This window comes from Serratia sp. PL7, from assembly GCF_945957435.1.
In genome coordinates, this window is record NZ_CAMFLB010000001.1 from 1,356,812 (window position 1) to 1,377,716 (window position 20,905).

Here is a 20,905-nt window from a genome sequence, read left to right on the forward strand (position 1 = left end):
CTCATTTCATCTAAGTCAAAAAAGCAAAGGAAAGCAAGCTGCGAATATCCACCATAAGAAAGTCCTATTTCATCCCGCATCAATCCTGTGATTAACATGAGTTTAACAGTAATACGCCGTCAATTAGCGTGAGCGAGATCTGATTTAACACTTTTGCAACTTTGCGTTATCTAGCGCATACACTATAAATCGAACGTCCAGCCACGCGTTGGGCCTACGCTGAAAAAAGCCAACAGACAGGGGAAACATGATGAGCAAACAACCACGCATCGCCGTCGTCGGCGCCGGGCTGGGGGGCGCCGCCGCCGCCGGGCTGCTGCAAAAAGCCGGCTTTACCGTCGATCTGTATGAACAGAGCCCGGCGTTCTCACGCCTTGGCGCCGGCATTCACATGGGGCCGAACGTACTGAAGATTTTCCGCCGTCTCGGTATTGAGCAGCGGTTGGAGCAGATGGCGTCTCACCCCGATTTCTGGTTCAGCCGCGACGCCGAAAGCGGCGACTACCTGTCGCGCATCGAACTGGGCGCCTTCGCCCGCCGGGAGTACGGCGCCGCCTATGTGACGGTGCACCGCGGCGATTTGCAGGCGTTGCAGCTCTCCGCGCTGCAGCCCGGCACCCTGCACTTCGGCAAATGCCTGAGCAAAATTGAAGATCGCGGTGACGAGGTGGTGCTGAACTTCGTCGACGGCACCTCGGCCCACGCCGACATCGTGATCGGCGCCGACGGCATCAATTCGCGCATTCGTGAGCACCTGCTGGGCGCTGAAGCGCCGACCTACAGCGGCTGGGTGGCCCACCGCGCGCTGATCCGCGGCGAGAAGCTGGCGAAATACAACCTGACGTTCGAAGACTGCGTGAAGTGGTGGTCGGCGGATCGCCATCTGATGGTCTACTACACCACCCAACGGCGCGACGAGTATTACTACGTCAGCGGCGTGCCGCACCCGGCCTGGGATTTCCAGGGCAGCTTCATCGACAGCAGCCGCGAAGAAATGTTCGAGACCTTCGCCGGCTACCACCCGATCGTGCAGGCGCTGATCGAATCCAGCGAGCAGGTCACCAAATGGCCATTGCTGAACCGCAAACCGCTGCCGCTGTGGAGCGAAGGCCGTCTGGTGCTGCTCGGCGACGCCTGCCACCCGATGAAACCGCACATGGCGCAGGGCGCGGCGATGGCGATCGAAGACGCCGCCATGCTGACCCGCTGCCTGCAGGAAACCGGCCTCGGCGACTACCGCACCGCCTTCCAGCTGTATGAAGCCAACCGCAAGGAGCGCGCCTCCCGGGTGCAGGCGGTGTCCAACGCCAACACCTTCCTGCGCACCCAGGAAGATCCGGCCTGGGTCTACGGCTACGACCTGTACGCGCAAGCGCTGAAATCGGAGAACGCCGCATGAGCACCTTCCTCTACGGCGCCCACGTTCACGCCAACGACATTCGCCAACACTATCTGCGCTACGGCGGCCACGGCCCGGCGCTGATCCTGGTCCCCGGCATCACCAGCCCGGCGATCACCTGGGGCTTCGTCGCCGAGCGGCTGGGGGAAAAATACGACGTCTACGTGCTCGACGTGCGCGGCCGCGGTCTGTCGTCCAGCGGCCCGGAACTGGCTTATGACGCAGAGACCTGCGCGCAGGACGTCAACGCCTTCGCCGCTGCGTTGAACCTGGACAGTTACGCCCTGCTCGGCCATTCGATGGGCGCCCGCTTCGCCCTGCGCGCCGCCGCTCTGCAGCCCGCCGGCGTGCGGCGGCTGGTGCTGGTCGATCCGCCGGTTTCCGGCCCCGGCCGCCGCGCCTATCCCGGCCAATGGCCGTGGTACGCCGACTCCATCCGGCAGTCGCTGCCGGGCATGAGCGCCGAGCAGATGCGCGCCTTTTGCCCAACCTGGAGCGAAGAGCAGCGCCGGCTGCGCGCCGAGTGGCTGCACACCTGCTACGAGCCGGCGATCCAACGCGCCTACGACGATTTTCATCAGGTGGACAGCCACCGTGACTACCCGCTGCTGACCATGCCGACGCTGCTGATGGCCGCGGGCAAAGGCGGCGTCATTCAGCCCGAAGACCGGGCAGAGATCCGCGCGCTACAGCCGGAGATCGCCATCGTCGAGGTCGAGAACGCCGGACACATGATCCCGTGGGACGATTTCGACGGCTTCTTCCGCGCCCTGGGCGATTTTCTGGATTAACTGAGGAACACCGACATGAGCAACCACTACCGCATCGGCCAGATCGTGCCCAGCTCCAACACCACGATGGAAACCGAGATCCCGGCGATGCTGGGCGCGCGCCAGCTGATACGCCCGGAGCGTTTCACCTTTCACTCCAGCCGCATGCGCATGAAACACGTCAATAAAGAAGAATTGGCGGCGATGGACGCCGAGTCCGATCGCTGCGCACTGGAGCTGTCCGACGCGCGGGTCGACGTGCTCGGCTACGCCTGCCTGGTGGCCATCATGGCGATGGGGCTGGGCTATCACCGCGAATCGCAGGCCCGGCTGGCGCAGGTGACGAAAGACAATCAGGCCGCCGCGCCGGTTATCAGCAGCGCCGGCGCGCTGGTCAACGGCCTGAAGGTGATCGGCGCCAAACGCATCGCGCTGGTGGCACCCTACATGAAACCGCTGACCCAGCTGGTGGTGGACTACATCCAGCACGAAGGCATCGAGGTCAAGGTGTGGCGCGCGCTGGAGATCCCGGACAACCTCGAGGTCGGCCGGCACGATCCGGCCAGGCTGCCGGGGATCGTCGCCGAGATGGATTTACGCGAGGTCGATGCTATCGTGCTGTCCGCCTGCGTGCAGATGCCTTCGCTGCCGGCCGTCCCAACGGTAGAGGCCCAAACCGGCAAACCGGTGATCACCGCCGCCATCGCCACCACTTACGCGATGCTGACCGCGCTGGAGCTGGAACCGATCGTCCCCGGCGCCGGCGCCCTGCTGTCCGGCGCCTATTGAGGAGGCAGAATGAACGACACCCTCAGCGACAACTACCGCGGCGTCTGGGGCCAGCGCATCGGCTTCGGCCGGCGCCCGGCGCTGCTGGCGATCGATTTTATGCAGGCCTACACCACCGAAGGCGCGCCGCTGTTCGCGCCGGGCGTGGTGAGCGCGGTCGAGGAAAGCCGCGAGCTGCTGGCCTGCGCGCGCCGAACGGGAATTCCGGTGATCCACACCCATATCCGCTATCATGCAGGCCATTTTGCCGATGGCGGCCTGTGGGTGAAGAAAGCGCCGGTGATGAAAGACATGGTGGCGGGCAACCCGCTGGCGGCGTTCTGCCCGCCGGTGGCGCCGCTGGCCGATGAGGTGGTGCTGAGCAAGCAATACGCCAGCGCCTTCTTCGGCACCGCGCTGGCGCCGCTGCTGGTGGCGCAAGGGATCGACACGCTGCTGATGATCGGCTGCTCCACCAGCGGCTGCATCCGCGCCAGCGCGGTGGACGCGGTGCAGCACGGCTTCCGCGCCATGGTGGTGCGCGAGTGCGTCGGCGATCGTCACCCCGGCCCGCACGAAGCTAACCTGTTCGACATCGACAGCAAATACGGCGACGTGGTGCACAAACGGGAGGCGCTCGACTACCTGAACCGGTTATGAGTCAACGATTCACCTGCAACGACAATAACGAAGGCGCAGACAGCGCCTCACGCGACCGCCCGAAACAGGGCGGCGCCCATGCAACGCAAACACAACAGGCGCCTCCTGCGGAGGCCAACACGCACCACCTGGAGACAACATCATGGCCATTGTCGACACCCCGCTGGCGGGGAAAGCGGACGCAGAATCGCTGCTGCTGTACCGCAAAATCACCTGGAAACTGATCCCGTTTCTTTGCCTGTGTTACCTGGCGGCCTACCTCGATCGCATCAACGTCGGGCTGGCCAAGCTGCAGATGGCCGACGCGCTGCAGCTGAGCGAAGCGGCCTTTGGTCTGGGCGCCGGGCTGTTCTTCGTCGGCTATATTCTGTTCGAGGTGCCGAGCAACCTGATCCTGCAGCGCGTCGGCGCCAAGATGTGGATTGCCCGTATCATGATCACCTGGGGGCTGCTGTCCACCGCCACCATGTTCGTCACCACGCCGACCCAGTTCTACGTCATTCGCTTTCTGCTCGGCGTGGCGGAGGCCGGTTTCCTGCCCGGCGTGCTCTTTTACCTGACGCTGTGGTTCCCGACCTATCGCCGCGGCCGCATCATCGCGCTGTTCATGATCGGCCTGCCGCTCTCCAGCGTGATCGGCGGGCCGCTCTCCGGCTGGATCATGGGCCATTTCGACATGCGCCACGGGCTGCACGGCTGGCAGTGGCTGTTTTTGCTGGAGGGCATTCCCAGCGTGCTGTTGGGCGTGCTGACCTTCTGGCTGTTGCCTAACACTTATCAGCAGGCCAAGTGGCTGACGCCCGAGGAAAAACAGCGCATCGCCGACGATCTGGCGCGCGACGACGCCGAGGCCGATCACGGCAAGCACAGCTTCCGCGACGGATTCTTCAACCTGAAGGTGTGGATGCTCGGCGGCATCGACTTCGCTATTCTGCTCAGCGCCTACGCCATGGGCTTTTGGATGCCGACCTTCATCAAAACCGCCGGCGTTACCGACATCACCACCATCGGTTACCTGACGGCGATCCCCAGCGTCGCCGCCCTGCTCGGCATGCTGCTGATCGGCAGCAGTTCCGACCGGTTGCGCGAACGGCGCTGGCATATCATCGTGCCGTTTATCATCGGCGCGCTGGCGATGGCCGGCAGCACCTTCTTCACCCACAATGCGCTGGCCACGGTGCTGCTGTTCTCCATCGCCCAGGCGGCAATCATCGGCGCGGTGCCGGTGTTCTTCAGCCTGCCGGCCACCTTCCTGCGCGGCACGGCGGCGGCGACCGGCTTCGCGCTGGCCTGTTCGCTGGCCAACATCGCCGGGCTGGTGAGCAATTCGCTGATGGGGCTGGCGCTGGATCTGACCGGCAAGAGCGGCGGCGCGCTCTGGGCCTTCGCCGGCTGCCTGCTGCTCAGCTCGCTGCTGGTGGTGGCCCTGCCGGCCAAGGTGGTGAACCGCTGAGCGTTAATAGAAAGGGAAAAGGCGCAAGACAATGACAATGATGATAACGGACCGTTGTCTGCTTTGATTCTTACGCCGTTTTCTCCCCCCACAACACGGCATGTCAATAACGACGATGGGCTCTGGGTTACCCCACCAACAACGTTTTTGCTTCCAGATAGGCCTGCATCCCCCATTTGCCCATCTCGCGCCCCAGCCCGGACTGTTTGAAACCGCCAAACGGCGCTTTAGGTTCATGATCCAACGTGTTCAGCAGAACACGCCCGGAGTCAATCTGCTGCGCCACCCGCACCCCGCGTTCGCGATCGCCGCTTAACACCAGCGCACTCAGCCCGTAGGCGGTGTCGTTGGCGATCGCAAGCGCTTCGGCCTCATTGTCGTAAGGGATGATCACCAGCACCGGACCAAAAATTTCTTCCCGGGCAATGCGCATCCGGTTATTGCCCGCAAATACCGTAGGCTTCACGCACCAGCCTTTATCCATACCCGATGGACGGCCAACGCCGCCAACCAACAATGTCGCCCCTTCTTCCTCGCCCAAGCGGATATAATCCTGCACCCGTTGCCACTGTTTTTGGCTCACCATCGGGCCGATTTCCGTATTTTCATCGCGCGGATCGCCCGACCGGACTTTGCCTACCGCGTCGGCAATCGCCTGTTCAAACTCCGCCTGACGGCTGCGCGGCACCAGAATTCGCGTGCCTGCAATGCAGGCCTGGCCGCTATTCATAAAACCGGCGGCAAGCGCCAAAGGCACGGCCTGCATGACATCCGCATCGTCCAGGATCAGCGTCGGCGATTTGCCCCCCAGTTCCAATGTCACCCGTTTCAGCGATTCTGCACCGCTTTCTACGATATGTTTGCCCACCGCCGTGGAACCGGTAAACGAGATCTTGGCAATATCGGGATGTCGATTAATGACCTCACCCACCACCTCGCCTCGCCCGGTGATAATGTTAAATACTCCGGCAGGAATGCCCGCGTCGTGCAACGCTTCGGTGATAACCCGCGTTTGCATCGCGCTCATTTCGCTGGGCTTGATCACCGCGGTGCACCCTGCCGCCATCGCCGTCGCCAGTTTGTTGCAGATAAACCCGGCATCGCTGTTCCATGGCGTAATCAGCCCGGCGACGCCGACAGGCGTCATGATGACCTGCGCCTTACCCGCCTGTTCCGTAAACTCGAAATTTTCCAGCGCGTCGATCGCCTGAGCTATCGCGTCCGCCGGGTAGCTGGCCATCCAGCGCCCACGAATTTTGGGCGCGCCATATTCCATCACGACGGCGTCCATCAGCTCATCTTCACGGGCCATAACCGCTTTGTGCATACGGCGCAATACGGCAAGGCGTTCCGCCTTACTGGTCTTGGACCAGTAAGGAAATGCGGCCTTGGCTGCGGCAATCGCCCGCTCGGCATCCACCTCGTCCGCCAGACGCACAGTGCCAATCACGTCTTCTGTCGCCGGGTTAAACAGCGTGAAGCGTTCTTCACCGTGGGGTGTCACGAATTCACCGTTGATATAAATGCTGTCAATTTTTTGCATGGTGCGCTCCACATGTTCCGATTAGTCAAACGAGTATAGAAACAGATGATCAATACGATAAGTGGGTCTATCCTGTACGAACTGTACCGATAATCGGGATAATCTATGCATCGCAGTGGACTAACAGAGTTGGAAGTCGTGTTGGCGGTGGCGCAGCGACAAAGCTTTCGCGCCGCCGCACGGCAATTAGGCATGTCGGCCACCGCCGTCAGCAATGCGGTGGCCGGGTTGGAAAGCCGCCTGAAAATACGTCTGTTTAACCGTTCGACCCGCAGCGTGGCGCTGACGCCGGCGGGCGCGCGTTATGTAGAACGAATCGCCCCCGCTCTGGCCGAGATTCGGCGTGCATCAGAAGAAATCGCCACCCAGCCCGACGCGCCAACCGGCACGCTGCGCATCAGCGCACCGCAGGAGTGCGTCTCCCTGCTCTACGAACCGTTGATCGAAACGTATTTGCGGCGTTACCCGCAAATGCGGCTCGATATCACCAGCGAATCAAGAATGGTGGACATTGTGGCGGAAGGTTACGACGCGGGGATCCGTTTGGCGGAGTCCGTCCCGCAGGACATGATCGCCGTGGAGCTAACGGGAGATATCCGCATGTTGGTGGTCGCTACACCAGACTATTTCGCTGAACATGGCATACCGCAATCGCCGGAGGATCTGTTACGGCACAAAAGCGTCGGGATGCGTATGTCACACGGAGGGATTTACCATTGGGAATTGGAACGCCACCAGCAGAAACTTCGAGTCAACGTACCGCCGCGCATTGTATTGAATGAAATGCGCGCCATTCATCGTGCCGCATTGAGCGGTGTGGGGATTGCCTTCGTTTCAGATTGGTTTGCCCGTGAAGATATCGCATCAGGTCGTCTTATTAGCGTACTGGACGAATGGTGCCCAGCTTTCGGCGGATTGCGTCTCTATTATCCCGGCAGACGACATGTTCCTCCGGGGCTCAAGGCATTTATCGATTTGGTGCATGAAATTCAGGCCAGGTAGCTTGTCTTCTCTCTGTCGACCAGAAAACGGCACCGCCAAACGTCGGAATGCGACCGGCATTTGGCGTGCCGTTGGTTTACTCACTCTCCTTGTTCATACCCTCGGAACTATTCGTCCTTCAGCCCGCGGTTGATCAGCATCGGCTCGATGCTCGGCTCTTTGCCGCGCCAGTCGATGTACAGCTTCTCCAGATCCTGGCTGTTACCGCGCGACAGGATCATGTCGCGGAAGCGCTGGCCGTTTTCGGCGGTCAGGCCACCGTGCTCGGTGAACCACTGGAAGGCGTCGTCCGCCAGCATTTCCGTCCACAGATAGGCGTAATAGCCCGCGGCGTAGCCGTTACCCCAGATGTGCTGGAAATAGCTGGAACGGTAGCGCGGCGGCACGTAGCTGAGATCGACCTTGTCTTTTTGCAACGATTCGGCCTCGAACTTGTCCACGTCTTGCTGCGGCTGGTCGGCGGTCAGCATGTGCCAGTGCATGTCCAGCAGCGCGGCGGACAGCAGCTCGGTCATGCTGTAGCCCTTGTTGAACTTGTCGGCCTTCTTGATCTTGTCGACCAGTTCCTGCGGCATCGCCTCGCCGGTCTGATAATGCTTGGCGAAGTGGCTGAACACTTTCGGATCGCTGACCCAGTGCTCGTTGAACTGCGACGGGAACTCGACGAAATCGCGCGCGGTGTTGGTACCCGACAGGCTCGGGTATTCCTGATCGGCGAACATACCGTGCAGCGCGTGGCCGAACTCGTGGAACATGGTGATCACGTCGTCATACGACAGCAGCGCCGGCTGCCCCGGCGCCGGTTTGGTGAAGTTGGCGACGTTGTAGATCACCGGCTTGGTGCCGTTGAGCTTCGACTGATCGACGAAGTTGCTCATCCAGGCGCCGCCGCCCTTGTTGTCGCGCTTGAAGTAGTCGGTGTAGAACAGCGCCAGCGATTTGCCGTCCTTGTCGAACACTTCATACACCTTAACGTCCGGCTGGTAGACCGGAATGTCCTTGCGTTCTTTGAAACTGATGCCGTACAGCAGGTTGGCGGCGTAAAACACGCCGTTGTTCAGCACGTTGTTCAGCTCGAAGTAAGGTTTGATCTGCGATTCGTCCAGATCGTACTTGGCCTTGCGCACCTGTTCGGCGTAGAACTGCCAGTCCCAGGCCTGCACCTTGAAGTCGCCTTTCTGCTGATCGATCACCGCCTGAATGTCTTTGGCTTCACGCTCGGCGCGCGCGGTGGCCGCCGGCACGATGTTGCGCATAAAGCTCAAGGCGGCATCCGGCGTCTTGGCCATCTGGTTTTGCAGCTTCCAGGCGGCGTAGTTCGGGTAGCCCAACAGCTTGGCCTGCTCGGCGCGTACCTTGGCCAGACGGGAAAGGGTCTGGCGGGTATCGTTGCCGTCGCCCTTCTCCGCGCGCGTCCAGGAGGCGTCGAACAGCGCTTGGCGGGTGTCGCGATCTTTCAGGCTCTGCAGCAGCGGCTGCTGGGTGGTGTTCTGCAGCACCAACAGCCACTGTTTCTCCAGCTTGCGCTCGGCGGCCGCCTGCGCTGCCGCGGCCAGCTCACCTTCGGACAGACCGTCCAGTTTCGCCTGGTCGGTTATCGCCAGCGCGCCGTTTTTGCTCGCCGCCAGCAGTTTGTTGGTGAACTGGGTGCTCAGCGTCGCTGCTTCCTGGTTCAGCGCCTTCAGCTTGGCCTTGTCGGCGTCCGACAGGTTGGCGCCCGCCAGCTCGAAGTTCTTGTAGGTCACTTCCACCAGCCGGCGCGATTCCGGATCCAGCTTCAGCGCATCGCGATCCTGATAGATGGCCTTGATGCGCGCGAACAGCTTGCCGTTGAGCATGATGTCGTCGTTCAGCGCCGCCAGCATCGGCGAGGTTTCTTCATCCAGCTTCTGCAGCGCATCGCTGGTGTTGGCCGAGGTCATGGCGCCGAACACGTTCATCACCCGCGTCAGCAGCGAACCGGCCTGCTCCAGCGCCACGAAGGTATTCTTGAAGTTGGGCTTGGCCGGGTTGTTGGCGATCTTCTCCACCTCTTCCCGCTTTTGCTTGATGCCCGCCTCGATCGCCGGCGCGTAGTCGCTTTCCTTGATCAGGTTGAACGGCGGCGCCTGGAACGGCAGACGGCTTTGATAGAAGAACGGGTTTTGGGTCTTTTGCTTGTCGTGCTGATTGGCTTCACCGGTCACGGTAGCCTCCTTCGCCTGGCCGCTGGGCAGGGCACTATGGTCGGCGTGAGGTTGGGTTTCTGCTGCCTGTGCCTGCGAGCCCAGCGCCATGCCGATCGCCAGCACCAATGTGGATAAACGCATCAAATCGAAACTCCTCCATGTTCACGGAATAAGGTCTCGGGGAATGGCTCCCTCAGAGTCATCACCTAGCTTAGGCGCAGTTGGCAGTTTGAGCAAAAACAAGTGATTAGAAGTTAACCGCCTCGCCGACCGCGGCCAAACGCTTCTTTGACATCTTTATTTTTCATCATCGACACATAGTCACAAAAGGTAATCATTTTATGATTAATTAATTCAATACCATGATAAATAAAGAGGAATCATAAAATACCCTGTTGACTTATCAGGTTACCCAATGTAACTTGATGTAAATTTTGATTAATGGAGCTAATCAAATTGTATCTTATAACGGAAATAGTTCTTATTGTCATTTTCATCCTCATTATCAGTGCGATCTATAAAAACGCGAAGAAAAAAGGCGTGCGCACGTACCACATCGTTATGCTGTTCTTGATATTTCCCCTTGCCGTATTTTTAGACTACTGCCTGCAGCGCCAGGCGATCCTTTTGGATACGGCCGCCCTTAAAACCACGGCCAGTTATGGTTTGCCGATGGCGATTATTTTTTCGCTTGTTTTATCTATCACCTCTCGCAAGAAGGAGTTTAAATGAGAGCCTTAACGGAAGTTGAATTGTCATGTATTAACGGATCTGACGGCAACGATTCTTATAATCCGACTTCGCTCATTGTCGGTAGCCTGAGCACAATAGCGAAATTACCCACCCCCGTATCCTTAGCCGTGGGCGTCGGGACGGAAATAGCTATTCAAGCCGCACCACACATGCCGGTTAACGTTGCTATTCCACAGGTTCCTATGGGCCCAACCTGGAATGGCAGTGGCGGTGGCCGCCCTTCACCTTCGTCTTCACTTTCAACACCGGATTCATCAAATTAAAAAAACAGTCTTATTATTCCTTGTGCAATAAGGCCGGGATTTAACTTACTCTGCACCAATAAAAATAACGATTAAAAAATGACAAAGCTCGCCATGCTTCACGAAAGCTTGATCCCTTTCGTCGCAAAAAAGACAGGTTCTCAATTACTCTGGCACAATGCATTAAGCCCTGCTGAACAAGACGAACTGAAAAAAGAGACCAGCTATCTCATCGAAGAAAATAATCGCCATGCTATTTTTGATGATGGTACGCCGCGCTTAAATGATGAAAAAGTCTTTTTCGCCGAACGTTATGGCGGCGGCGCTATTTCGCGCAACGGCGGCGGAGCACGCTGTGGCTTTGATGGGCGTTGGCAGGTTAAAGGTATTGGGGCTAATGCGTTAGTCGGTCAAGGGGCAAAGCATGTCGATGGCGAGTTGACGATGACCGGCGCAGTATTGGAGGCATTATGGGGGAACGTCATGGCCAAACTGCTGCCTTACGGTGCCGTGCCCAATAAGGCGATCTTGGTGACCGATAGCCCCTTAGCCGCCATCTCTCCTGAATCGGCGAGAAGTCCCCATAACCGCAAGGCGTTGCTGGTGCGTGAGCCCGTCGTGCGCCCTGCACATTTTTGCCGCGCACCCTACTATCATCCTCATGATGCGATGCAAAGGCAGCCTTCGGATATTCAGCGGGTCGAAAAGCTGATTGTCGCCGCACCGGCTTTTCTGCCTCGTCCCCCGGAGTTTGACGCCGCAAGCTGGTTGGCATTGCCCCAGGAAGAACAAGCATTCTACGGGCTCTGCGAGCTTGCCCGGCGTCTCGCGACGCAGATCGCGTACTGCCGCACCCGGCATTTGGTGATGATGACCTCACCCTCCAATTGCGATATGGCCGGTAGGCTGCTGGACTTTCATGGTGTTCGCAGTGTTTTTCCCGCAGAACGTCGCGATCCCGGGCGCAGCTACATTCAACACAACAAGCTCAATGAAGACGCCCCTTTGTTGCTGGGAGGCTTGCAAGATCTCGCTTTTTATTTAGCCAAGCATCAATTCGGCCCGGCATTTCTCGCGGCAGCGCACCAAGGCATCGGTGCGGCCTTCAACATGGCCTATAAACGAGCCTGCCTGCTGGATAATCTCGGTATGGCGGGTTTTGACCCTGCATTTTTACAACGCCTGCCTCTCACCGCCGAGTGGTTCTCCTTAGGCGAACGCTTGCAAAAAATGTTCGATTTGGCTCCCGGCGTCTTTACCCGTCGACAAGGTCTTGGCCTGGGGAATGCTCATCCGGCGATTGCCCTATTGCACCGGCTCATCGACGCACCCGTAAGGGTTCCCGCCGAGCAACAGGGTACGACCGCGGAGGAGAGATTTTCTCTGGCGTTCCGTCGGTTATACGCGCAATACCTTCAGGAAACATCAGCAGCTCAAACCTCCGCCGGATTACAACTGGCGATGAAGCAGACCGTCACCAGAAGGTTGGGTTCCCGCACGTTCATGCGCCGTGAAGTGATTTTTCAAGAAATTTCCGGCTGGCGCGGCGAAGTCAGCGAGATCACCGAACAATTGCAAACCTATCTCGACCGTTTCGAGCGCCAGGCGATCAACGTATTACAATAACAACGCTGAGGATATTTCGTGAGTTTTATCAAAGAAAACCAGCAGGGTAAAAGTAGGTTCAGTCAATACGAGAGCCTGGGCTTCGCCGTTAACTGTATGTTGATGAATAAAAATTACAGTTTGTACCATATAAAAACGTTGCAGCTATGGACTCAGGAAGCGATTAATCAACACCAATTTAAAATATTATTCGACCATTTGGATAACCCGATAGGGTATATAACCTGGGCCTACCTGAGAGATGAGACGCTGAGTCGATTTATTAACGATCCGCAGTTTCTTCTCCATAACTCAGAATGGGATGAGGGCGGTACGCTGTGTATTTTAGATTTTTGCTGCAAGCCAGGCAGCGCGCATTTATGTTTGGAACACCTTAAAAGAGTTCACCCCATCGTAGAACGCCGCACGGTTGTGTGGCGCTCCCGCCGAACGGGCAGACTGATGACTGTAAAAAATAAAGAAAAATAATTGTCAGGGATGAGGCAATGAGCAAACATCAATTACTGGATTCACAGGCAGGATTTTACTATGGCACCAAGATCGGCGATGATAAATCGAGCTATAATATCGCGGAATATGTCGAAATAAATCACACTCTCGATATCGCAAGAATGAAACGTGCTATTCATCGTGTCATCAGCCAAACCCCTACGCTGCACGTTCTGTTTGATGAGAATAACGGCACGCCTTATCAATATTCCGTCACCGCCAATATCTCAGTGGAATGGGTAGATCTTTCGCAGAGCGCCAACGATATGGCCACCGCTATCGAATTAATGGAAGCGGATGCTAAGCGCCCCTTCTCGCTGAACGCAGCGCCGTTATTCAGACAAAAAATCATCAGGCTGGGTGAGAAACGCTTTCTGTGGTATTTCTGCAGCCACCATCTGCTGCTTGATGGTTACGGCACTTATTTGCTGATCCATCAAGTGGCGCAGGCCTACCGAGACCAGACACAACAACCGCAAGACGTACCGGCGATCGATGCCTTGCTCAGGGCTGAATCCGAGTATAAACAGTCAGCCGCCTATCAAGCAGACCGACATTTTTGGCAAGCGGCCAGCGCCTCACTGCCAGACCCGATGACATTAGCCTGCGCCAATATTCCCTCGGGACAGACCATCCGCCATGTGACGTCGTTGCCCTATCCTGCCGAGCGCCTTGCGCTGCAAACCGAACATCCTTCCTGGCTGGCGCGCACTTTTGTAGCGGTGATGGCGTATTTGTACCTATGTACCGGCGAGAAGCAGCAAACGATCGGCGTCCCTATGATGGCGCGAACAGACGCCCTGTCGAGGCAGGCGCTAACCTGCAAGACCAACGTTGTTCCTTTGACTCTCGATATTGAGGACACCGCTTCATGCCGACAGTTGGCGCAAACCATTGAACACGCGCTCAAGCAACTCAAGAAACATCAAGCGTTTCGTTACGAAGAGATAAAAAGTCTGAGGAGCGTCGCCAGCCGCTCGCCGTTGTTCAACATCGTGGTCAATATCATTCCCTTTGAAGCGGCAGCCTCATTCTCTCCCGCTCAGCGTAGTGAAATCCGTAACTTACGCTCAGGAGGCGCGCAGGATCTGGTCTTCAACATGCGTCCCGATCTCGATAACCAAACGCTGCGGCTGGAGATCGATGCCGACTCAGGGCTTTACGATGCGGCCAGTCTGGTGCGGCACAGCCAGGGGATACAGACCTTGTGCACCTTGCTGTACGACGATCCGGAAAATCTTTCCGTCGCGGCATTGCGACAACGTTTCCCGCTCTCGCTGCTGGGTAAAACAGCCAACGACAACGTGGTCGATATCATGCAGCGTATCGATCGTGCCGTCGTTCAAGCGCCGCAACGCACGGCGATCCTCACGCCTGAACACGCTTCGTCATCGCTCAGAACGCTGTCTTATGCCGTTTTGCAGCAGCAGTGGCGTGCGCTGGCCGATGTCCTGGCTCCCGTTCGCGCCGCACATACCGTACTGTTGCTCGACTTGCCGCAAGGGCCGGAGGCCATCATCTGCATGCTTGCTGCGTTGCAATTGAAAATGCCCTTCGTCAACCTGAATGCCAAAGGGGATGGAGCGGCTTACCGTCAACTGCTTGAACAGTTTAGCGACGCTATCCTGATTACCGATCGCACGCGTCCCTCCGTTCATTCCGAGCCTGGCGCATTGGCGCATTGGCGCGCATCGACACTCAATATGCCGACGGATTTCGCACACTTCACCGTGTTTCGCCGGCAAACATCGACTGAGGCGCCGGCGTTCCCGGTCGGTACCAGCTATATCATGTTTACCTCCGGTTCGACGGGAATGCCTAAAGGCGTGATAGGCGCCCGACATGCTCTCAACGTTTTTGTCGATGCGGCGATAAAATGCTATGGCATTCAACCGCACGAACGCGTGTTGCAATTTGCGCCCTTGCATTTCGATGCCTGCATCGAAGAAATTTTCATGACGCTGGGGGCCGGCGCCCACCTGTGTATCGCCCCCGAGACCGTCAAGCACAGCTTTGCCGCTTTCTTCACATTCTGCGACGATCATCAAATCAGCCTGTTGGATCTGCCGACCGCCTACTTTAATGAAATGCTGTTCGCCTCCGGCGGTGAACAGACGCTACCGCCGGCCGTCACTACCGTTATCATCGGCGGCGAAAGCCTTTCACCGCGAGCCAAAGAACGCTGGTTCGCGCACTACCCCAAAGGCAGGAAGTTATTCAACTCCTACGGCCCAACCGAAACAACCGTGGTGGCGACGGCCGCAGAAATCAAAAACGATGGCGCCGCCGTGACGATAGGCACACCGCTGGATGGTATATACACGGCGATCGTCGGCGAGGATCTCAGGCCGTTGCCGCTCGGCTGCAGCGGCGAATTACTGATAGCCGGAGCGACCGTCGGCCTGGGATATTGGCATCAACCAACGCTGAGCGCGGAAAAGTTCGTCACCCTTGAGGCCAACGGCCATCTCATGCCCGCCTTTCGTACCGGCGATATCGCCTGCCAGCGCCAAGATGGGCAGTTGGTGTTCCTTGGCCGCAAAATTCGTGAAGCGAAAATCGCCGGGCAGCGCGTCAATATGGGTGAAATAGAAAGCTGTCTGGCCCGCTTGCCCTCCATTGTCGAGATTGCCGTACTGGCCAAAAGCGGCGACGCGGGAACGGAACTGTACGCGCATTATCACAGCCGGCAGCCGCTCAGTGAGGCAATGCGCCGCACACTGTACGGCGAACTGCCCAATGCCCATATTCCTCAGCGCTTCGTGCATCATCCAACGCCGCTGGTCAAACTGGCTAACGGCAAGATTGATTATCGCACCCTGGAGAGACAATCCCGGATGCCTGAACCCACACGGGAGTTGCGTTCGACGACATTCAACACCCTGGTGCATGAAGTTTGGCTGGCGACGCTGGGCAGTGACGATGGCGACTTCTTCACGCTCGGCGGCGAGTCCCTGCAGGCCATAAAAATCATTAACGTGCTTAACGCCCACTGTCGGTTGGATCTGAACCTGAGCGACATTCTTGAACATCCAAGACTCGCCGATTTCTGCCGACACCTGACGCAGTTGGCCCATGCACGCTATGGTCTGGATCCGCAGCATCTGGACATCCGTTGCGCTATCGGCCGCTGTCTATCAACCGAGGCGCCGACCAGCAGCAGGCTGTTTATTCAATCTCCCGAAGGCACAGATGAACGGCTTTTATTGGCCGCCCTCGCCGACAAACGCGGTGTGGACATTCTGTCACCGCAGGCGCTGCCGTTGCCTGCTGAATGGTCGCTGAACGCGGCCATATTCAACGTACCGAACGAAGCCACTCAATATGCCAGTTGGCTCGATGCACTTTCGGCCCTGCTGCACACCCTGCCCGGCCGAGTTAACCACATGATCTTTATGCATGATACGGCCGGCGGAGCCAGACTCACGCAGGGCCTGCTACGCGATTTCCGGCATGAGCGACTACTGTTGCTGCATAAAGTCGATGCGCGCCGCCAAGCCGTCGACGCCGGTGTTACAGAGTTGATAGCCCTCTCTGCGCGGCTGGGTTATTTCCCGCACATTCGGTTCGATACGGCCAATGAGCGATTGAACGGCTGCGTACTGAGGATCTTCGGTTTCGATGATGGCGAGAATATCGACCATCGCGCCGCCTTCACAATGGCGCAGCGGAGAAACCCGGGAGTGCAGTTGTGTAGCTTAGCGCATTGGCTGAATTTGATTTCCGCCCACAGCGACAAACGCCCGAATAAAAGCGGTCGAACAGCGAAAACTATCGACGTCAACATGGAAGGAGCGCACTGATGAGCGTCATCGGCTTGATCAATCTGATGGAAATGGCGAAACAGGGAGCAAAATTCGGCGAGCTGTCGCCTCGACGCCAAACCATCGAGCATGTTGACGCCGCCGCACTCAGTGCGGTGCAGGAAGACATTACCGCATTTTTATCTGTCTGTACGCCAGACAATTCAGAGCGGCACACCGGCGAGAAGCCTTGTTACACCGTCAATCACTACGCGGGCCAATACCTGTGGCTGTATGAAAACTTCACCAAGAACAGCCCGCTGTATAACATTCCGATCGCTAAAGAGATCCTGGGGCCCTTTGAACCCGAGCGTTTGCTCGCCGCGTTGAAAAAACTGCTCAAGCGGCACGGTGCGCTTTGCGGCCGCTACCGGCTAGACGGTGAAGCCATCACCGTTGACATCGTGCATCCTGATGAAACCATTTTCGAACACAGCCTCGAGGACATCAGCAGGCTGAACAGTGAAGAGCAGCAAGAAAATATGCTGGCGGCGCTTAACGCCCAGTGTACGATTCCGTTTGACCTCGCGGCTGAGTATCCCCTGCGCTGCCGGATCTTGAGAAAGAGCGCACAGCACCACTATCTGTTCTTGACCTTCCACCATTGCGTGGTCGACGGCTGGACGGCCAATTTGCTGGTGGATGAACTGAGCCGTGACTATCAAGCGTACGAAGAGCATTGGCATTATGACAACGGTCAGGCGTTTTTCCGCTATCTTGAAGACCCTTTCCTCGCCGTCGCCAATGTCGATGACAGCATGGCGTTTTGGCGCGATGAACTGGATGGTGCGCCGGAAAAACACGCGCTTGAATACGATATCGCCATCACCGCGGCAGGCAAAACACAGAATATCGTCAGAACATCGCTGACGAACGAACTGCAGCCGGCCCTGGCCCAGTTAGCCAAACATAACGGTACGACGCTGTTTACGCTGTTGCACTCCGCCTTCGCGTTACTGATTGCCAGAGAATCGGCGACGGATCGCGTAGTCATCGGTAGCCCGATCGCCAACAGGAACGAGCCGACGTTAAACGACGCCGTTGGCAGCTTCGTCAACACGATCGCTCACCAATTTATCATCACTGGCGACGACAGTTTCACCGCGCTGCTGCAAAAGAACGCCAATAAATTTGCGCGCGCTTTCAAACATCAGAGATTGCCCTTCTCTTACCTGGTTGAACAACTCAAGCCCACGCGCGGCAAGTTCCACCCCATTTTTCAAATCATGTTCGTCTGCCAACATCGCAAAAGCAACGAGCTAAATCTTGGCGGTGCGCAGGTTAACACCCTGCCAAGACGCTATGCGCCGCCCAAGTTTGATCTGGTTCTGGAAGTGATTTCCGGCGCAGAGGGCATTCAGTTGGAGTGGCAATACAACGCCAAGCTGTTTACGCCGGAGCGTATTAACGGATTGGCGCAAGCTTACGCATTGCTGTTGCAGCAAATTGCCTGCGATCCTTCGCGGGCCGTCGACCACTATTCGCTGGCGCCAATGGCCGATAACCGGCAATTGCGGCAGCTCTCCGTCGGGCAGGCGATGCCGGTATGCTTGCGGCAACCTCTTTCCGATCGGCTGTTACGCGCTGCCCACCAGCATGGGGATCGCCCGGCGTTGTTCGAGGGAGATCAGGTGTGGCATTACGATCGGCTATTGCAGCACGCCGGCCTCGTGGCGCATTGGCTGAACGCCCATACCGCTCCAGGCGCGCTCATCGCCATCGATCTTCCACGCGGCGCTCATCAAGCTATTGCGGCGCTCGGCGTGATCCTCGCCGGACGCGCCTACTTGCCGTTGGCCGAAGGATTACCGGATGCCCGCGTAGCGGCCATTATGCGAATATCGGGTTGCGCCTGGGTTTTGAGCAATCGGGCTCACCATCGCGCCCGCTATCCGCAGACAACCCGCCTTCAGGATCTGGAGGCGCTGTTTTCTCCCTCTGCCACAGGCACAGCAACCTTCCCATCAGGCGAAGCGGAAGCACTCGCCTATGTCATTTATACATCGGGGACGACAGGTACGCCAAAAGGCGTGGCGATGGAACACGGCGCCGTCACCAATACCTTGCTGACCATGAATCAACTGTTTAACGTTTCACATCGTGACAACGTATTGGCGCTCGCCGACCTGGCCTTCGATTTATCGGTCTATGACCTGTTCGGCAGTTGGCTAGCCGGCGCATCGGTAACCGTGTTATCGCCGCACGACGCTAAAGAGCCGTCAGCATGGCTACATGCGATACGCCAGCGGAAAATCAGCATCTGGAACTCGGTTCCCGCCATCTTACAAATGCTGGTGCAATACTGCGCACAAGAAAACATCCTGTCGCTGCCTCAACTGCGGCATATCTGGCTGAGCGGCGATCGTATCTCTCCGCGGCTGATCGCCGAAGCACATCGGCTTTGCCCCAACGCCACCATCACCAGCCTTGGCGGTGCCACCGAAGGGGCAATATGGTCAATTTATCATCCACTTACACGAGATACGCACTACAGAAACGCCATCCCCTATGGAACCGCATTGCCGAATCAAAGCATGTGGGTGTTGAATGAAAAACTCGAGCCGTGCGGTTTCGGCGTTACCGGCGACATTTATATCGGTGGCGTTGGCGTTGCCCGCGAGTATTGGCGCGATAGGCAAACCACCGCCGGCAGCTTTGTTCTTCTCCCAACCACCGGAGAACGCGTGTACCGCACCGGCGATCGTGGCCGTTGGCATCGCAGCGGTTACATCGAATTCCTCGGCCGCGAAGACCAACAGGTGAAACTGCAGGGTTTTCGCGTCGAATTGGGTGACGTCGAATTCGCGCTCAAAAGCAGCGAACTGGTCGCTGAAGCGTGCGTCGTCTGTCGCGATGAAACCAGGAACGGCACACCGTATCTGGAAGCCTATTTCACATTGACCGAGGCGGGGAAAGCCAGCGTCCAGGCGGAGCAAAGAATACGCGAGCAGGTTACGGCCGCATTGCCCGCATATATGGCGCCATCCCACTATCATCTTATTGAACGTTTCCCGCTTTCACGCAACGGCAAATTGGATCGCACCTTGCTATCGCCAGGCACCGAACGGAGTCAGGCCAGCGATGTTGTTCCCGCCGCGTCCGCGGAACTCATGCTGCTACGTGAGTTGTTGGCGGATACGTTAGGCTGTGCTCCAGACAAGATCGACCCCTATGCCAGCTTCTTCAGCAATGGCGGCAGCTCGCTTTCCGGCATTACGTTTTTGGGTAACATCAAGCGCGCCCTTAATGTGGAATTAACCCTGGCGGAAATCCTTGGCTACTCACAGCTCGATAAACTTGCCGAGCGTCTGCGCGATAACGCGCCCCTGCCGTTATCGATGTTGTCCGGCGCAGCCGATCGCCCCTCTCTGCCCACCTTGTATTTGGTGCATGGTGCCGGTGGCCAGGTATATCAATATGCAAAGTGGATAAAACAACTTTACGCCTGCGCCAACATCATCACCATCGCCAGCCCGGGGTTGGCCGCGCCAGGCGCAGACGACACACTCACCCTGCAGCGATTGGCCGCCTCCCATTTGGCGGCCATACCGCGTGCCAAACGCGACACTGCCGTTATCGCCGGCTGGTCATTGGGCGGCCAATTAGCTGTCCATATGGCGGCGCAGGCGACGGAACAAGGCGCGCCCTTTGCGCATGCGGTGCTTGTCGACAGCGGTTTGCCCACCCAGCACCCCTCAGTGAATCGAGGTTTCAGCGTGGCGCAAAGTTACCTCAGCCTGTTCGACTCTCTCGGTATTGCGCGCCATTTGTGTCGGCATCAAGAAACGAACGCGATAGACAGCTTCGCCAACGAGATAAAAATGCACTATGCGCTGAATCAGAGCGTGCTTGCGGAGAAGATCACGCTGGAACATGCCGAAGCCTTTTGTTGGGCGCTGAAAAAATCCTTTGATCTGACGAATAACGCCGGCCCTCTGCCACAGATAGCGATACCGCTGACGCTTTGGCTCAGCCAGCAACGTCAGCGTAAACACCCCAATCTCGCACAACGCTGGGAGAGGCAATCCTCTCATGACGTTCAACTCAATTATTGTGCAGAAACGCATTACAGCATTTTAAACAACGCTCAACTTCTTCTAGCGCTGACGCGGATGCTGCGCGCGTTGTCCACATCATTGGAATAACGCGAGAAGATACCCCTGGCCAATCAAACCTATCGAGGCACTGATGAAATTACCCAGCAGTTGGATTTTTTTGTTCTGTTTTTA

At 57.6% G+C, this 20,905-nt stretch carries 13 protein-coding genes; 11 read left to right on the plus strand and 2 right to left on the minus strand.

Annotated elements, in window-relative coordinates; all coding sequences use genetic code 11:
• Positions 1 to 247: 247 nt before the first annotated feature.
• From N6G83_RS06305 to N6G83_RS06325, 5 genes are all read left to right on the plus strand, one after another.
• Positions 248 to 1,399, plus strand: coding sequence for an FAD-dependent monooxygenase (locus N6G83_RS06305; protein WP_033645813.1), 1,152 nt, complete (start codon positions 248 to 250; stop codon positions 1,397 to 1,399).
• Complete coding sequence (locus N6G83_RS06310; RefSeq protein WP_049295535.1) at positions 1,396 to 2,190, plus strand: alpha/beta fold hydrolase; 795 nt, start codon at positions 1,396 to 1,398, stop codon at positions 2,188 to 2,190. The genes N6G83_RS06305 and N6G83_RS06310 overlap by 4 nt, the downstream gene beginning before the upstream one ends.
• A 15-nt stretch (positions 2,191 to 2,205) precedes the next feature.
• Complete coding sequence (locus tag N6G83_RS06315; RefSeq protein WP_015377793.1) at positions 2,206 to 2,958, plus strand: maleate cis-trans isomerase; 753 nt, start codon at positions 2,206 to 2,208, stop codon at positions 2,956 to 2,958.
• Between the two features lie 9 nt (positions 2,959 to 2,967).
• Positions 2,968 to 3,597, plus strand: a complete 630-nt coding sequence (locus N6G83_RS06320) for an N-carbamoylsarcosine amidohydrolase (RefSeq protein WP_033634448.1) — start codon at positions 2,968 to 2,970, stop codon at positions 3,595 to 3,597.
• Positions 3,598 to 3,739: 142 nt separating this feature from the next.
• Positions 3,740 to 5,050, plus strand: a complete 1,311-nt coding sequence (locus N6G83_RS06325) for an MFS transporter (protein WP_016927840.1) — start codon at positions 3,740 to 3,742, stop codon at positions 5,048 to 5,050.
• Between the two features lie 127 nt (positions 5,051 to 5,177).
• Here the strand turns inward: N6G83_RS06325 and N6G83_RS06330 are convergent, their stop codons facing one another.
• On the minus strand, positions 5,178 to 6,593 hold the full coding sequence (locus N6G83_RS06330; protein WP_025302738.1) for an aldehyde dehydrogenase family protein: 1,416 nt from the start codon (positions 6,591 to 6,593) through the stop codon (positions 5,178 to 5,180).
• Between the two features lie 105 nt (positions 6,594 to 6,698).
• Here N6G83_RS06330 and N6G83_RS06335 point away from each other — a divergent pair, with 105 nt between their 5' ends.
• Positions 6,699 to 7,595 carry a LysR family transcriptional regulator gene (locus tag N6G83_RS06335; RefSeq protein ID WP_025302737.1) on the plus strand — a complete coding sequence of 299 codons (897 nt, stop codon included), beginning with the start codon at positions 6,699 to 6,701 and terminating at the stop codon, positions 7,593 to 7,595.
• Positions 7,596 to 7,702: 107 nt separating this feature from the next.
• Here N6G83_RS06335 and dcp read toward each other — a convergent pair whose 3' ends face one another.
• On the minus strand, positions 7,703 to 9,904 hold the full coding sequence (dcp, locus tag N6G83_RS06340) for a peptidyl-dipeptidase Dcp (RefSeq protein ID WP_043143240.1): 2,202 nt from the start codon (positions 9,902 to 9,904) through the stop codon (positions 7,703 to 7,705).
• Positions 9,905 to 10,219: 315 nt separating this feature from the next.
• Here dcp and N6G83_RS06345 point away from each other — a divergent pair, with 315 nt between their 5' ends.
• The 5 genes from N6G83_RS06345 (at position 10,220) to N6G83_RS06365 (ending at position 20,821) form a co-directional block, all read left to right on the plus strand.
• Positions 10,220 to 10,495, plus strand: coding sequence for a hypothetical protein (locus N6G83_RS06345; RefSeq protein ID WP_126186697.1), 276 nt, complete (start codon positions 10,220 to 10,222; stop codon positions 10,493 to 10,495).
• Between the two features lie 362 nt (positions 10,496 to 10,857).
• Complete coding sequence (locus N6G83_RS06350; protein ID WP_197819039.1) at positions 10,858 to 12,384, plus strand: MchC protein; 1,527 nt, start codon at positions 10,858 to 10,860, stop codon at positions 12,382 to 12,384.
• Between the two features lie 18 nt (positions 12,385 to 12,402).
• Complete coding sequence (locus N6G83_RS06355) at positions 12,403 to 12,852, plus strand: toxin-activating lysine-acyltransferase (protein ID WP_197819038.1); 450 nt, start codon at positions 12,403 to 12,405, stop codon at positions 12,850 to 12,852.
• 17 nt (positions 12,853 to 12,869) lie between these two features.
• Positions 12,870 to 16,676, plus strand: a complete 3,807-nt coding sequence (locus N6G83_RS06360) for an AMP-binding protein (protein ID WP_060447212.1) — start codon at positions 12,870 to 12,872, stop codon at positions 16,674 to 16,676.
• On the plus strand, positions 16,676 to 20,821 hold the full coding sequence (locus tag N6G83_RS06365) for an amino acid adenylation domain-containing protein (RefSeq protein WP_260514912.1): 4,146 nt from the start codon (positions 16,676 to 16,678) through the stop codon (positions 20,819 to 20,821). Before N6G83_RS06360 ends, N6G83_RS06365 begins: the two co-directional genes overlap by 1 nt.
• Positions 20,822 to 20,905: the final 84 nt, after the last annotated feature.

What these genes read in the sequence shown, in the direction of transcription:
- N6G83_RS06325 (WP_016927840.1), top strand. Translation starts at nt 3,740, where the DNA reads ATGGCCATTGTCGACACCCCGCTGGCGGGGAAAGCGGACGCAGAATCG.
- N6G83_RS06330 (WP_025302738.1), bottom strand. Translation starts at nt 6,593, where the DNA reads ATGCAAAAAATTGACAGCATTTATATCAACGGTGAATTCGTGACACCC.
- N6G83_RS06350 (WP_197819039.1), top strand. Translation starts at nt 10,858, where the DNA reads ATGACAAAGCTCGCCATGCTTCACGAAAGCTTGATCCCTTTCGTCGCA.
- N6G83_RS06320 (WP_033634448.1), top strand. Translation starts at nt 2,968, where the DNA reads ATGAACGACACCCTCAGCGACAACTACCGCGGCGTCTGGGGCCAGCGC.
- N6G83_RS06365 (WP_260514912.1), top strand. Translation starts at nt 16,676, where the DNA reads ATGAGCGTCATCGGCTTGATCAATCTGATGGAAATGGCGAAACAGGGA.
- N6G83_RS06335 (WP_025302737.1), top strand. Translation starts at nt 6,699, where the DNA reads ATGCATCGCAGTGGACTAACAGAGTTGGAAGTCGTGTTGGCGGTGGCG.
- N6G83_RS06315 (WP_015377793.1), top strand. Translation starts at nt 2,206, where the DNA reads ATGAGCAACCACTACCGCATCGGCCAGATCGTGCCCAGCTCCAACACC.
- N6G83_RS06360 (WP_060447212.1), top strand. Translation starts at nt 12,870, where the DNA reads ATGAGCAAACATCAATTACTGGATTCACAGGCAGGATTTTACTATGGC.
- N6G83_RS06310 (WP_049295535.1), top strand. Translation starts at nt 1,396, where the DNA reads ATGAGCACCTTCCTCTACGGCGCCCACGTTCACGCCAACGACATTCGC.
- dcp (WP_043143240.1), bottom strand. Translation starts at nt 9,904, where the DNA reads ATGCGTTTATCCACATTGGTGCTGGCGATCGGCATGGCGCTGGGCTCG.
- N6G83_RS06305 (WP_033645813.1), top strand. Translation starts at nt 248, where the DNA reads ATGATGAGCAAACAACCACGCATCGCCGTCGTCGGCGCCGGGCTGGGG.